Source organism: Planktothricoides raciborskii GIHE-MW2, from assembly GCF_040564635.1.
In the GTDB taxonomy this organism is placed as follows: Bacteria; Cyanobacteriota; Cyanobacteriia; order Cyanobacteriales; family Laspinemataceae; genus Planktothricoides; species Planktothricoides raciborskii.
This window is the reverse complement of the sequence record NZ_CP159837.1, coordinates 7081013-7094091: the sequence shown is the minus strand read 5'-3', so window position 1 is coordinate 7094091 and position 13079 is coordinate 7081013. Positions and strand designations below refer to the sequence as shown.

Annotated in this window: 5 protein-coding genes; 1 reads left to right on the top strand and 4 read right to left on the bottom strand. The window is 41.5% G+C overall.

The features are described from left to right. Positions 1 to 125 precede the first annotated feature (125 nt). The gene (locus ABWT76_RS30135; protein WP_054469452.1) at positions 126 to 992 is read right to left on the bottom strand and encodes a sulfite exporter TauE/SafE family protein; all 867 of its coding nucleotides are present in this window, start codon (positions 990 to 992) and stop codon (positions 126 to 128) included. A gap of 60 nt (positions 993 to 1052) precedes the next feature. Further along, positions 1053 to 2039 carry an acetamidase/formamidase family protein gene (locus tag ABWT76_RS30130; RefSeq protein ID WP_054469451.1) on the bottom strand — a complete coding sequence of 329 codons (987 nt, stop codon included), beginning with the start codon at positions 2037 to 2039 and terminating at the stop codon, positions 1053 to 1055. A gap of 392 nt (positions 2040 to 2431) precedes the next feature. Here ABWT76_RS30130 and ABWT76_RS30125 point away from each other — a divergent pair, with 392 nt between their 5' ends. Continuing rightward, a complete protein-coding gene (locus tag ABWT76_RS30125) occupies positions 2432 to 3553 on the top strand; it encodes a response regulator (protein ID WP_354635414.1) in 1122 nt (373 codons plus the stop codon). Between the two features lie 71 nt (positions 3554 to 3624). Here ABWT76_RS30125 and ABWT76_RS30120 read toward each other — a convergent pair whose 3' ends face one another. Then, positions 3625 to 6042 (bottom strand): response regulator, encoded by a 2418-nt coding sequence (locus tag ABWT76_RS30120; protein ID WP_190880157.1) that lies wholly within the window; start codon positions 6040 to 6042, stop codon positions 3625 to 3627. Further along, positions 6035 to 13015, bottom strand: coding sequence for a PAS domain S-box protein (locus ABWT76_RS30115; RefSeq protein WP_354635413.1), 6981 nt, complete (start codon positions 13013 to 13015; stop codon positions 6035 to 6037). The genes ABWT76_RS30120 and ABWT76_RS30115 overlap by 8 nt, the downstream gene beginning before the upstream one ends. Between the last annotated feature and the right edge of the window lie 64 nt (positions 13016 to 13079).

Sequence of the window (13079 nt, the reverse complement as noted above, 5' to 3'; positions counted from 1 at the left end):
TAGCCACAGCGTAACGCACCAATTTTATCCGTATAAGTGACTATCAGTAGGGGACCGTTTTGAGACGGTGACACATCAATACAATGTAGGGGCGGTAAAGCGAATCGCCCCTACTGCCGATCGCCCTAAACATGATATTTTTGCCATGCTTGCCAAAAGATATAAAATGAAAGAATCAGCAGCAATATATTAAAGGCTAAACTGACCGTGCGATCGCTCAATTTGGGTAAAAATCTGGTGCTAATTTGAGCGCCCAATAACCCACCCATGCCTAAAATTAAACCAGGAATCCATAACACATTTCCTTGGAGGGCATGGCCAGTGGTAGCAGAAATTGCCGTAATCACAATTACCCCTAAACTGGTTTGAATCGCGGTTTTAATTTTAGTATTTAATAGCAGGATTTGCAGGGGCACCATAATCACGCCGCCCCCGACACCAAACAACCCCGCTAATAACCCGGCAAGGCTGCCAGTTAAAATCCGCGATAAAAAGAAATAAATTGGGCTTTTGTGGGTAAGTAGATCCCTATTTTGGCTGGCTTCAATTGTTGGCTCAATTGTTGGCTCAATTATGGAGTCAGCTTCTTGGTTATTTAAAGCTTCAATCGCTGCTTGTTTGCGGGTGATTCGTTGGCGAAATTGCACTAAATATATATTTAGCAAAAGTAAACCACCAAAAGCAGTTAATAAGACAGGAGGAGAAAAGATAGTCGCCAATTTTGCCCCAATTTGAGCCGTGACGATCGCCGGCATTCCAATGCCGATTACTTGACGAAAATTCAGATAGCCCATGCGCCAATTTTGCACTGTACCAGAGATGGCAGTGATGACAATAGATAAGCTACTGGTGGCAACCGCTTCACGCGGGGAATGTCCCAAGGAGACTAAAATTGGTACTAATACGGTGCCCCCACCAATCCCCAGAAATCCCGCGAGAATTCCGGCCAATAATCCGGCGGCAGTAAACGTCAACAAGGCGATTTCACTCATAATAATATGGGTTTAGATTAATATGGGCTTAGATTAATATGGTTTTAGATTAATATGGGCTTAGATTAATGGCTTGGGCAAAATTGACTTAGGTAACATACTATGGACTCCTTTATGAGGACGATTCACCACCTGAGTAATATGAAAATTCACCGCCAAGGAACATAATATATAGGCATCTTCGGCTTTGAAGCCAAACCAGTCCACCAAAAGGGCGATCGCCTGTTCCAGGGCTTGTGCAAACGCCTGATCCAAGGTTTCCCCAAACCCCATCGTCATCCAATGGGTTGGAGTTTCCCCCAAAGGGGCAGTCAACTTCAAATCCCGACGTAAATTAAGCTGAATCCTGCCATTCATCGAAGTTTCAATTGCCGTCACATTCACCTCCCCATCTCCTTGGGCTGAATGTCCATCCCCAATAGAAAATAAGCCCCCTGGGAGATAAATCGGCAAAAAAATTCGTGAACCTGCCTGCAAATAGCGATTATCCAGGTTGCCACCATAATTACCAGGAGGAACCGAAGACCGATTAATTTCTGAAGTGGCAACTCCCAAAATGCCAAAAAAAGGTTGCAAAGGAATCCGGATCCCAGAGGCGATATTGCATCCGCAACGCTGCGCGAACGGAAATTCTGCCTCGGATTTTGCCAAATCCAAAGGAATAAACCGCAGCTTAGACTCGGTAAATTGGTCGGGTAAAGCGCCCCAACCGGGACGAATCGCGTTAAACCCCATTGGCAGTCGAGGGGAAATTTGTTCTAATTTCACTTCCAGGACATCTCCGGGTTTCGCATCTCGCAGATAAATTGGCCCGGTCAGCAAATGTGGGCCTGGCCCCACCTTTCTTTCAGTGGGTAAAGACTGACAAATTTCCACAAATTCTGGGGTGAGAAACTCTGGTGGGGCTTGATCGTAAACATAGAATCCTGTATAGGTTTCTACATCAATCGTATCCCCAGAATCAATGATTAAAGCCGGTTCCAGATCCGGGGAAAAACCCCCTAAATGAACCGTGTTCGGAGTAGCTTTGAGGATATAATGGCTCATGGAATTTTTAGTTACAGATTTGATATGTTTTCAATACTTATATGTTTACCCAATTTACTCTAAATTAATTCTCCCTAGCATCTGGATCATGTTTAAAATACCATAAATTGTGGTGAAACAATGTTACATTGTATCCGAATTTTAGCTGGGGTGGACACCAGCCCAACAGTTTATAGAATATGGGATAATGGGATAGTCACTGTCTACAAATACTGGATGAAACATCCGAGCGTCGCCGTACATCTTGATTGATTTGATTCAATCTAGTGTTTTTTCCCTGTACCAAGGCAACATCATTGATCAGTAATTCATCGTTAAAATTGTGATTATTTTTGTTTTAACCTAAGACTATTATGCTTGGTTAATTATTATACTTGAAAACTTACCATACAATGAAAGAGCAAATCAAATTTCATAAATATTTAATTATTGATGACAGTAAATATTTTAGAAAACTTATTAAATTTATTTTAAAGAAATCTCAGGAAAATATTCAAATTTTTGAAGCAGAAAATGGGAAAGTTGGAGTGCAACTTGCCTTAAAACATTTACCAGATTTAGTCATTTGTGACATTATGATGCCTGAACTAGATGGGTATGGCGTACTTCAGGCTTTGCGCGAACACCCCACCACTCAAAGTATTCCGTTTATTTTTTTATCCTCTAGAGTAGATAAAGCAGATCAACGTCATGGGATGGAATTGGGGGCTGATGATTATCTGACAAAACCTTTTACTAAGGAAGAGTTATTGGGCGCGATCGCTGCCCGGTTAAAAAAATATGAACTATTTTATCGCCAATCCCAGAAAGAACTAGATGAATTGCGAGATCACCTAACCCATTCACTCCCCCATGAACTCCATACCCCTCTCACGGGAATTTTGGGTCTTTCTAGAGTTATCTTGGATGTCTACCATATTGAAGATCCCAGAGTCGTTGAGATGATTAACATGATTCACAATTCTGCTCAAGTCCTCTATCGATTAACCCAAAATTTTTTACTTTATGCTGAATTAGAAATTCTCAGTAATGATCCAGAAAAATTTCAAAAAGTGAACATTTTTCAAGAATCAACTTTTACTGAAGAAATTATTACCAATTTAGCCAAAAAAAAAGGTGAAAAATATCAAAGAAAAGCTGACATTTACCTGAGTATTACTCAGGATAAATTTATTAAAATATCAGCGCCAAAGTTTGAAAAAATTTTAGAGGAAATTCTGGATAATGCTTTTAAGTTTTCTCAACCCGGTACACCCATTGAGATTAAAACTCATACCGATGATGTCTTTTGGAAAATTGACGTGATCGATTATGGCAAAGGCATGAGTCCCTCTGAAATTGAGCGGATCGGTGCCTATGTCCAATTTCAGAGAAAACTATATGAACAACAAGGGTCAGGATTAGGCTTAATTATTGCCAAACGATTGACCGAATTATACGGTGGGGAGTTAATCATTAGCAGTATTCCCGGTCAACAAACAATGGTAACAATTTCTTTGCCTTGGGAATCTTGATGGGTAGGGATTCTATGGTTGATGGTTGATAGTGAGACTTTTCAATTTTCAATTTTTCAATTTTCAATTTTTCAATTTTCACTTTCCATCGCAAACATTTGAATTAATTCTTGCTCCAATTGCTGATATTGGTTATCTAATTCTGCGAGCAATTCCTCAATATTTTGAAAGTCATCGGCTTTGCCTTTGATTTCAATTTGTAGGCACAGTTCAGAGAGTGCTTTCGCACCCATTAAGGCCGAAGATCCTTTGAGGCTATGGGCGCATTTTCTCATGGCCGAGGCGTTTTGTTCGGCAACCGCTTGTTTGAGTTGGGCGATCGCATTCGGGGCATCATCTTCGAGAAATCTTTTGGCCATTTTTTGAGGCAGAGAAGGGTTGAGTTCTTCTAACTCAGCAATCACCGATCTATCGATCAACGATGTTACTTCTGGAACCAAGGAAGGTTCCGTAACCGCTGAGGGAATTGCCGGAATATTTTTTGCCCATTTTTGCAACATTTGCTGGACTTGTTCGATGCGAATGGGTTTACTAATATAGTCGTCCATTCCCGCATCTAAACAGTTTTGTTTATCTTCTTGAAATGCGCTGGCGGTCATGGCAATAATTTTCGGTCTTTGCTTTTCTGGCCAATGGCTGACAATATAGCGAGTTGCGGTTAACCCATCCATTCCTGGCATTTGTACATCCATGAAGATGATTTGATAAAAATGCTTTTCCAGGGCTTCAATGGCGGCTAATCCATTGTCAACAACATCAGCAATATAGCCCATTTTTTGTAAAATGGTCAGCAATAATTCTTGATTAATAACGCTATCTTCGACGATTAAAATTTGCAAGGGTATATGTTCCGCTAAACGGGGATTTAGTTTAGCTTTATGGCGTTGATTCGCGGGAGTTGAGGCTTGAATATTTGAAAGAATACTCAGCAGCGAGTCAAAGAGTTGCGCGGGTTTAACCGGCTTCAATAAGTAGCTATTAAAAATCGCCGCGATCGCCTCACTATTTTCTTCGTGATGTAACAGAGTAGTTAATAAAATTAGGGGAACTCTTTTCCCGCCATCATATGCATAAATTTGACTGGCTAAAGTCAAGCCATCCATATCCGTAAGCTGCATATCCAAAATCATCACATCTGGGCGATCGCTGTTCTGCCATTTGAACAACAAATCCGCCCCAGTAGCAATCATTTCCACCTGCAATCCCCAATACTGACATTGTTGCCCTAAAATTGCCGCCGTGGTGGGATGAGAATTCACCAACCAAACCCGCCGATTTATCAATTCGGGAACTGCCGGATTTAAAGAGGGTTCAGGATGGCCGGGAACTGCCTGAGTTTTAATCTTAAAAAAGAAAGTAGACCCTTGGTTTTCTTGACTTTCTACGCCAATACTTCCATACATTAACTTCACCAAGCGATCGCAAATCACCAAGCCCAAACCCGTCCCGCCATACTTACGACTGGTAGCGGAATCCACTTGAGAAAACGGTTTAAATAACCGATTTAATTTATCCTGGGGAATGCCAATTCCCGTATCTTTCACCGCAAAAGTCAGATTGGGGAATTCTGGGGATTGCGCTTCACTGCTATCTGACTGCACTTTTACCTCAACAAACACCTCTCCTTGTTCCGTAAACTTAACCGCATTACTCAATAAATTCATTAAAATTTGATGCAGTCGGGTCACGTCTCCCATAATCATAATAGGCACATCCGGGGCGACTTGATAGAAAAGTTCCAGTTTTTTTTCCTGGGCTTTTAAGCTGAGTAAATCACAAACATTTTCAATACAATCACGGATATTAATTGGGCGGTGTTCTAACTCTAACTGACCGGATTCAATTTTAGAAAAATCCAGAATATCATTAATCACTGCCAGTAGAGTTTCTCCACTCATTTCAATGATTTTTAAGAATTTCTGCTGTTCGCGATTCAGTTCGGTTTCGGCTAACAATTGAGTCATCCCTAAAACCCCATTTAAAGGAGTTCTAATTTCGTGACTCATCATCGCCAAGAAATCTGACTTTGCTTGCGCCGCTTTTTCCGCCGCTTCTTTTTGCTGAGTTAGTTGTTTTTGGAGGCGACGAATCGAAAGTTGATTTTCCACCCGGGCTAAGACTTCTTCAAACTGAAACGGCTTAGTAATATAGTCTACGCCGCCAATATTAAAAGCTTTTACTTTGTCCAAGACATCATCTAATGCACTTAAGAAAATCACCGGAATGTCACGAGTGATGTCTACGGATTTAAGCCGTTCACACACCTCAAATCCATTCATTTGGGGCATTTTAATATCCAGTAAAATCAGATCGGGAGGGTCAGCCTGTACCGTAGCCAAAGCCATTGGCCCATTTAAGGCTTTCCGCACTTCATAGCCTTGTTCGGCCAGCATAGTGGATAGAAACCGCAGGTTTTCTGGGGTATCGTCAACAATTAAAATATCGGCTTTTAACGTGGATGTTGGCTGGGATGTTGGCTGGTTATTCATGCGGCCACCGTTGAATTAAATCCATGATTTTGTCATAGCGAAAATTATTGACTAAGTCAACTAAAACATTCGCGAGGGGGCTATGTTCTGGTGGGATTTGGTCAATCAAGCGAAACAGTCGTTGATCTCTGGCACAAAGGGCCGCTTCTTGGAGTTGCGATCGCCATTGGGGAGACATGGCTTTGAGATGATCCGCATTCAGTTCGTCCGTATGGAGTAAACGGTTTTTACTGGATAATTGATGGGTCAGGGTGTCGTGATGGGTATTTTTGGTTTCATAAATATAACGCACCCCCAAATATTCAGCAATTTTTGCCAAAATTACCTCCTGGCGAAAGGGTTTGCGAACCCAATCATTACAGCCGATCGCTAATATCTGTTGGTGTTCTTCTTCAAAGATACTGGCGGTGAGGGCAATAATCACCACTGGATCCTCACTGGGGTCTTGCAGTTGGCGAATTTGCTGAGTGGCTTCTAATCCGTCCATTTCCGGCATCCGAATATCCATCCAAATTAAATGCGGCTGCCAACTGCGCCATAAAGCGATCGCCTCAATGCCATTCATCGCTTCACCCACCTGAAACCCAATCGATCGTAGTAACTCGGTTAGCATCACTCGATTAGCGGTTTGATCTTCCACTACCAAGATACGATATTCCGGCTGATTTGGTGCAAGACCGACGATTTTTGCCGGGGGAATTTTCGCTTTCACCGATCCAGCTACGGCCAGACGGATAGTAATTTCAAAGCTAAATAGAGTACCGCCATCTAAACAACTGCTGACCAAAATATCTCCCCCCATTAAGCGAACAAATTGGCGGCTAATGGACAAGCCTAACCCGGTGCCTTCAATGGATTTACGCCCGGTTTTAGTTTGGACAAAAGGCTCAAACAAATCATCAGTTTCATCGGGTTCGATCCCCGGCCCACTATCTTGAACTTGGAAGTGCAGTTTATCCTCATAATTTTGTACCATCGTCACCGATAATTGCACCATTCCTTGTTCGGTAAATTTGATCGCATTGCCCAGAAGATTAATTAATACTTGGCGTAATTTACTTTCGTCTGTTTGCACATATTGAGGCACATTGGGGTCACAGTGAAAGATGAATTTTAAACCTTTGCCCGTGGCTTTGAGTTGCAACATTTCAAAGATAGAATTGAGTAACCGAAATAAGTCAAAGCTGGTGGGGTTTAATTCTAGATGACCCGCTTCGATTTTAGACATATCCAACACATCATTAATCAGTTCCAGTAAATGCTCCCCAGAGTAGTTAATAATGTTCAGATATTCTTGCTGTTCCGGGGTTAATCTGTGATCGCGACTCATCAGTTGAGTAAACCCCAGAATCGCATTTAAAGGTGTTCGCAATTCATGGCTCATTTTCGCCAAAAAAGTGCTTTTAGCTTGATTCGCCGCATCTGCCGCTTCTTTGGCTTTTTTCAATTGACTCTCTGATTGACGTAAAGCTTCTTCCGCTTGTTTAAGATAAGTAATATCGCTGGCGGTGCCCGTAATTCCCACGACACGACCTTGCCAATTTCGCACCCCGATCGCATTCACCATTAAATAAATGGGTTGACCTTGTTTAGATCGGTGAACAGTTTCATAGTGAAATACAGATTCACCGGCTAAAATTTCTTGCAGCATTTGCCTATCTTGGTACTGATGTTTCGGATCCGCATAGTCCGTAAACTTTTGTTGGCTCATTTCCTCTGGATCGTAGCCATAAATTTGTTTCACCGCTTGATTCACAAACGTAAACTGACCGGCAGCATCTACAGACCAAATCATATCTTGAGAAGTTTCTACTAAATTTCTATATTTACGTTCATTGGCCGCGATCGCCTCTTCTGCTTGCTTGCGTTCCGTAATATCATTCACCAAATAAAGAATACATTCTTCTCCCCCCAGATTAATCAATTCAGCAGATAATAAAACGGTTCTGATTTCTCCCGACTTTAGTCCCCAAGCAAATTCCTGATTATGCACCGAATCGGCGGTGGTTAACATCTGCATAATTGAGATTTCATCTTGAGGATTTTGCCAAATATTCAGGTGATGACTCATTTGGTTAATCACTTCTTGTTTACTATAGCCGGTTAACGTCAAAAAACTATCATTTACTTCGATAAATTTTCCCGCAGCCAAGGTAGTAATAACAATGGGATTCGGCGAAGACCGAAACGCCTTAGAAAACTTTTCTTCTGATAAGCGTAATGCCGCTTCAGTTTGCGCCCTGACGCGAATTTGCTCTTCTAATTCTTCGGTACGTTCTTGCACTTTCGCTTCTAAGGTGCGGGAATAGACTTCCTCCGCTTCATAGAGACGAGCATTTTCTAAAGAAATCGCCGCTTGAGAACAGAGTAAGCGCAAAACTAAGAGACGATCAGGAGTAAATGCCCCAGGGGTGAGATTATTTTCTAAATAGAGAATGCCGATAAATTTTCCTTGGCCAATAATCGGCACGCAAAGCACGGATTTTGGCTGATGCAAAAGAATATAAGACTCGTCGGGATTTTGAATTTTACAAAAAGGAGAATCAATTTCTTTGGTGGCATCATTGAACACCACATATTCGTGAGTTCTGGCTACATAATTAATAATTGATTTCGGCAATAAGTTAGTTTTTTCCACCGGATGCGATCGCCGTACTGAAACTTCTGAATCTTCCACACCTCCAGCCGCTTCAATAACTAATTCTCCATTTTGTTCTAGAATTAAAAAGCCTTTTTGCGCCCCCGCATTTTCTAGGACAATGGTGATTAATTTGGCCAATAACTTATCCAGGACAATTTCCCCAGATAGGGCTTGAGATGCTTTCACCACCGTGGTTAAATCCAAGGCGGATGCCATGCGAGTTTCCGTGGAGGTTAAGGAGGTCATCCCATGATGGTTTGTGGCGGATAGGCGCCGCAGATCGGCTCGATAAGGAAGCAGTTCGGGATAAGTTTCTTCTAACTGCTTGGCTTTGGCTTTAGCCCCCCATTTGACATAGCAATAGCGAGCATTTTGCAAATAAGTCCTGGCAATATTAATTTGTTGTTTATCCGCATAAAATTTAGCGGCAAGTTCATTAGCTAAGGCTTCTTCGTGAAGATATTCATATTTTTTCGCAGCGGCGATCGCTTTTTCATAAAAATCCATCGCTTTAGCTTCCTGTCCCTTCGCCCGGTAGCGTTCAGCCTCAACTAAATAAAATTTCGCTAAATAGTTCATGGGGGCAAATTTAGCCCATTTCTTCATCTGCTTTTGATTTCGGTAAATCTCTTGCATTTGTCTTCTTTTTTGAAACTGACTAGCGGGATTAATTTGGCTTAAATAGATTAAAGAATCATAAAAATAAAACACCGGCAGGGCGATAGTCCCCACCACTCCGGCTACATATTTTTTAGCAAGTTTCGCATTTTGTCTCGCTTCATGATAGTTGCCAAATAAATAGCAGAGAATCAATTTATTTAAATAAAAGTAGTGTAAAATAGTTTGGTCTTGAGCTTGTTGATGCACCGGCAACATTTTTAACTCATTATAAGCTTCGCCAATTAAAACACAGGGATTCGCCGCCTCTCCCATCAAATTTAAAATTCCCTGGCGAAAGAGTTCACTGCCATAAAAACTGTTAATTTGATTTAGCTGGTAAAGAATCTGGCTATACCCCGCCATTTCTTGTTCTAAAACCGTCAGTTCTTCCTGACTGCTAAAATAGGAATAGTAGCCAGTATGCGCCGCATATTTAGCCCATTCTAAATCCCCGGTTTCCCTGCCCATTAGATACAACTGGCGGACTGATTGTAAGGTTTCTCGGATATGCCGTTTCCAGGGAAAAATCCAAATACTCACGGTTTGGACAACTTTGGCTTTAATCTGGCGATCTTCAACTTTTGACAACAGATTTAAGGCTAACTGACCAAACTGATATCCGGCATTAATTTGCCCTAAAAATCCCGATAAAATTAGCCCATAACCAGCATAAGCAAAAGCAGATTCTGGGGAATTTCCATATTCTAGCGAGAGATTCACCATTTTGAAAATAATCAGGGGAAACAGTTCGGGAACGGCAATATAAGACGCGGTAGCTACGGTGGATAAAATTCTAATGGCAGCCAGGTGAATGGGATCGGTCATGGTCGGCAGATGAATTAAATCCTCAATTTTTTTGCAAAACATTGCCCATTGAATCTGGTAAACTCCGAACCAAATTTTATGCAGAGGTACAGCGGTTGTTGTTGAATTTGCCGGGACTGAAGGGAAGGTAATCCCTAATAGTTGTAAAACAGGTAAAGCGGTATGAACCGCTTCTTTTAACTGGTTTTGGGCTTGGTAGGCTTGGATTTTGATTTCATAAACTTTTGCCTTATCTAAAATATTTTTGGCCGATTGTAAAACCACTAAGGAAAATTTATACATTTGCGGCAAATGCCCACTTAAATAAGCCGCTTCCGCTGCTTCCACATGGAGGAACAAGGTTAGTTCATATTGGGTTTGCCAACTGCGAACTCCTAATAAAGTGATGCCGATGGTGAGATAATTTAAAGCCAGTTCATAAGCGGCAGCAGTTTTGGCTTTGATGCCAGCAGTTAAATTTAGTTCCGCGAGTCGATCGCGATCGCCCTGATATTTAATCTGTTCGCTCCCCGCATTCAATTGATTGACAATTTCAAAGATTTTCGCCTCGCGATCGCTTTCTGGAGTATTTTGATATAAAAACTGTCCCACTTGCCAGTGAACCGCTTGTTTTTCCTTCATTGGCATCAAAAAATAAGCCGCTTGTTGAATGCGATCGTGGACAAACTTGTAGGCGATTGACTTTGTTTGAGACAGATGCAATGGCTGGGATGCGGATAAATTACCCAGAGAAGTTTCTGGTAAGAATCCATCGCGATCGCTTAAGGGAACAATCAGCCCTTCTTGGACTGCGGCTTGCAAATTTACCGTTGTTTGCTTCAGGGATTTTCCACTCAACATTGCCAAAGTCCCTAAATCAAAATGATTGCCAATACAAGCGGCTAACTTCAGGCTTTCTTGACTAGAATCGGGCAATTTTTGAATTTTACTGGCCATCAACTCAACCACATTATCAGTAATTTCTCTGACTGAAATCTGATTAATCTCCCAATGCCAAGACCCTCGTTGATAATCAAAGTAAATTAACTGGTCTGCGGCCAAAGCTTTTAAGAACTCATTCACAAAAAACGGATTACCCCCGGTTTTATTTTGGACTACTTGGGCTAAATATTTCGTAACCTCTAAAGGTTGCTTAACCGTCTCAGAAATTAACTGATTAATTTCTTTTAATTTCAAAGGAGATAAAGAAATAGATGAAATAATTGCCCCCTGGTGTTCCAATTCACTTAAAGTCAGCATTAAAGGATGACTATGACTGACCTCATTATCCCGATAAGCCCCGATAAACAAAACAAAATCCAAGCAGCCACTCATCAAGAGTTTCAGCAGTTTTAAACTAGCGGAATCAATCCACTGTAAATTATCCAGGAAAATTACCAGAGGATGTGCAGCATTAGCAAAAACTTGGATTAAGTTTTGAAATAACAAATTTAAGCGATTTTCCGCTTGCATCGCCGGTAAAAATGACCCCACAGATTCACAGCCAATAATCCGCTTAAATTCGGGAATTACCTCCAGAATTAATTGGGCATTAGCCCCTAAAACTTTTAAAGTTTTTGTCCGCCACTCATTCAACTGCTCTTCACTTTCCGTCAGCAGTTGTCGAATCAATTCCTGAAAGGCTTGAATCACCCCACTATAAGGAATATTCCGCTGATATTGGTCAAACTTTCCGCAAATAAAATATCCTTTTTTCCGGGTAATAGGTTTATAAATTTCCGCCACCAAGGATGATTTCCCGATTCCCGGAACCCCCGTCACGGTAATCATTCTGGCTTTTTGGTAAAAAAATCCTGGAGAAACTGGAGAAACTGGAGAAACATTTCCTAAAGTTGCTGAGGACTTCGGGGTCTTTCCTCGACCCGCTATCTGTTCAAAGGCTGCTAATAACTGGGCTATTTCTTTAGACCGCCCATACAGTTTATTCGGGATCAGGAATTTGTCAGAAATATCTTGGCTGCCCAAGGGGAATTGGCTAATCACCCTTGTGGATCTTAATTGACTTAAGCAAAATTCTAAGTCCGCTTTCAGCCCCCAAGCACTTTGATATCTTTCTTCAGCAGTTTTCGCTAAAAGTTTCATCACCAGGTCGGAAATTGCTCGAGGAATTGGCTCAAATTTATCTAGCTGTTTTTCTCCATTATTGGGTATAATTAAATGAGGAGGTTGGGGTTGTTTAGCCAAGTGGCAGTGAACTAACTCCATTGCATCAGCCCCTTTAAATGGTAACTGGTGCGTCAGGAGTTCATAAAAAGTTACACCCAGAGAATAAAAGTCCGTGCGATAATCCAAAATCCGATTCATTCTGCCGGTTTGTTCCGGGGACATATAGCTAAGAGTTCCCTCTAATATCTGTGGGGTTTCCAGCAGGTGACTGTCTTTGGCAAAATCCACGGCAATGCCAAAATCAATCAGCTTCAAAACCTTAGTTTCTGGGTTATAAACTAGGTTCGATGGATTAACATCTTTGTGGATGATGTTAGCCGCATGAATTTCTGCTAAACTATCAGCAGAGGCGATCGCAATTTCTAGGAATTCTTCCAGGGTAAACCGGCGGTGGGACATTAAACTTTTTAACGATTTGCCGCCAAAATCCTCGAAAACAATCATCAGGGTATTGTGATAGGTTTCTAGGCTATAGGACTTGACCACCCGCTGAAGATTCAGATTGTGGGTTATCAGATACTCCAGCTTATATTTGCGGATTTTTTCCGGGGTCGGATAGTCCTCTTTAAGCACTTTGAGAATCACTGGTTGATTGTCTGATTCACGCAGCCCTCGATAGACTCGTGAATTGGGACTTTCATGGATGGTTTGAAGAATTTTATATCCGGCGATCGCTGGCATAGTTATTTGTTGTTAGTTGTTAGTTGTTAGTTGTTAGTTGTTGGTTGTTGGGTAGGGATTCTTT

What these genes read in the sequence shown, in the direction of transcription:
- ABWT76_RS30135 (WP_054469452.1), bottom strand. Translation starts at nt 992, where the DNA reads ATGAGTGAAATCGCCTTGTTGACGTTTACTGCCGCCGGATTATTGGCC.
- ABWT76_RS30130 (WP_054469451.1), bottom strand. Translation starts at nt 2,039, where the DNA reads ATGAGCCATTATATCCTCAAAGCTACTCCGAACACGGTTCATTTAGGG.
- ABWT76_RS30125 (WP_354635414.1), top strand. Translation starts at nt 2,432, where the DNA reads ATGAAAGAGCAAATCAAATTTCATAAATATTTAATTATTGATGACAGT.
- ABWT76_RS30120 (WP_190880157.1), bottom strand. Translation starts at nt 6,042, where the DNA reads ATGAATAACCAGCCAACATCCCAGCCAACATCCACGTTAAAAGCCGAT.
- ABWT76_RS30115 (WP_354635413.1), bottom strand. Translation starts at nt 13,015, where the DNA reads ATGCCAGCGATCGCCGGATATAAAATTCTTCAAACCATCCATGAAAGT.